Raw genomic sequence first — 1,831 nt, forward strand, 5'->3', positions numbered from 1 at the left:
CTCCTCGGAGACGTAATCCTCAAGGTATTCCGGGAGCAGCGTGCCCTGACGCCGGTCCTCCCCCTCGACAAAGCGCTTCATCCCGCCCTCCGAAGTCGATGGTCAGGAATCTAAACTGCTTCGGCCTTTTCACACAGGCTCGGTGGAAAGCGACCTTTAGGCCACCATCAGTTTCCCATCTGGAGAAACGCAAGTCCGCCGCTGCCGAAGGTCAAATAGGCCCCAAGCCACAGGAAACCAATCAACCGCGATCGCGTGGAGTAACCCGCATCCAACAAGAACCAGACGAACACCCAAGGCAGGATGAAGATTCCGAACGCGAGGCCCGGATCAACCGGCTGAAACGCCGCCGTTTGGGGAGCTAAAGACAGATGCCGAACGGTGGCGGCGCCGCCAGCAGCTGTTTCAAGCGCGGCCGCCCGAAGCCGAGCCCGAAGCTCCGCAATTTCCGCGTCCTTGTCGGCCATCAGAACTCCCCGGCAGGCTCATAGGTCGTCGGGATACTCTCGTCTAGGTTGCCGCCATCCGCAAGGCCGAGCGCAACCTATACTTCGGCAAGGGGTCGAAGGAGGACAGCTGCGAAGGGGCCCGAAGCTCACATTCGGGCCCACACCCGCCCTTAAATCCATGGCAGCCCACAGGCCTAATGACCTCTTCGCCGGCCCTGTCAAAAAAGTGCAGTTCCCCGGTCGATGAAACGCCGTTAGGCCTCGCACACCAAAGGTGGTCGGGGGCCAGGCGATGAACCTGCTGGGATCGATGGACGTCAGCCGCCGCGGGTTCATGCTCGCCGCGACGGCGGCCTCGGCGCTGCCGGCGGCGGCCCACGCGCGGCCCTATCGCGCGCCGCGCACGGAGTTCGGGACGCCCGATCTCCAGGGCCTCTGGACCAACGCCTCCTACACCGACCTGGAACGGCCGCCGGAACTGAAGAGCCTCGTGATCTCGCCGGAAGAGGCGCGCCGGGCCGAGGCGCAATTCGCCCTGACCGGCGGCTTCGACCCGAAGGACATCGATCCCCTCGGCCAGAAGGACTCCGAATACTGGGAGATCGGGGTCGGCCTGGCCCGCGTGCGCGGCGAAATCCGCACCTCCTGGATCGTCGACCCGCCGGACGGCAAGCTGCCGTTCAACGCCGAAACCCTGAAACGCTTCCACTACGACGAGAAGGATCCTCCCAAGCGAAGCCGCGACAATCCGGAGGAACAGACCGTCACCACGCGCTGCGTGGCCTCCGAGGGCGGCTATCCGCCCAACTTGCCGAGTCCGGACGGCAACTATCTGCAGATCGTGCAGACCGCCGACCATGTCGTCCTGCTGTCCGAGAAGTACAATGACGCCCACGTCGTCCGGATGGGCGACGCGCGCCACGCCCCGGCGGCGGTCACCTCCTGGATGGGCGACGCCATCGGCCGGTGGGAGGGCGAGACCCTGGTGATCGAGAACACCAATTTCTGCGCCGCGGGCCTGTCACGCACCGACCGGCTGAAGATCTCGCCGGCGGCGACCATCGTCGAGAAGTTCACGCGGCTTGGCCCGGCGGACCTGCTCTACGAATTCAGCGTCACCGACCCGAGCCTCTACACCCAGACCTGGCGCGCCGAGATGCCGTTCCGCACGGCGAAGGGGCCGATGTACGAATACAGCTGCCACGAGGGCAACTACGGCCTGCCCAACATCCTGGCCGCCGCGCGCCGCCTGGAAGGCAAGACCATCGACGGGGTGGGCAAGGGCAACTAGCCCCTACCAGGGCCGACGGACGTCGCTGACCTTGGTCCCGTGGATGTGGTCGCTGAGCTCGTCGAGCCGGGCCTCGATCGCGGAGCGGTCC

The 1,831-nt window shown here is 65.6% G+C and carries 2 protein-coding genes; one reads left to right on the top strand and one right to left on the bottom strand.

Annotated features, from left to right (window positions below; translation table 11 throughout):
* Positions 1-167: 167 nt before the first annotated feature.
* Positions 168-467 (bottom strand): hypothetical protein, encoded by a 300-nt coding sequence (locus VHS75_RS07580; protein ID WP_329638002.1) that lies wholly within the window; start codon positions 465-467, stop codon positions 168-170.
* A gap of 274 nt (positions 468-741) precedes the next feature.
* Here VHS75_RS07580 and VHS75_RS07585 point away from each other — a divergent pair, with 274 nt between their 5' ends.
* Entirely contained in the window at positions 742-1,740 is a 999-nt protein-coding gene (locus VHS75_RS07585; RefSeq protein ID WP_329638003.1) for a hypothetical protein, read from the top strand.
* Positions 1,741-1,831: the final 91 nt, after the last annotated feature.

The organism is Phenylobacterium sp., from assembly GCF_036264965.1.
Taxonomy (GTDB): domain Bacteria; phylum Pseudomonadota; class Alphaproteobacteria; order Caulobacterales; family Caulobacteraceae; genus Phenylobacterium.

Coding starts and splice junctions, on each gene's coding strand:
- VHS75_RS07580 (WP_329638002.1), bottom strand. CDS start 467: ATGGCCGACAAGGACGCGGAAATTGCGGAGCTTCGGGCTCGGCTTCGG.
- VHS75_RS07585 (WP_329638003.1), top strand. CDS start 742: ATGAACCTGCTGGGATCGATGGACGTCAGCCGCCGCGGGTTCATGCTC.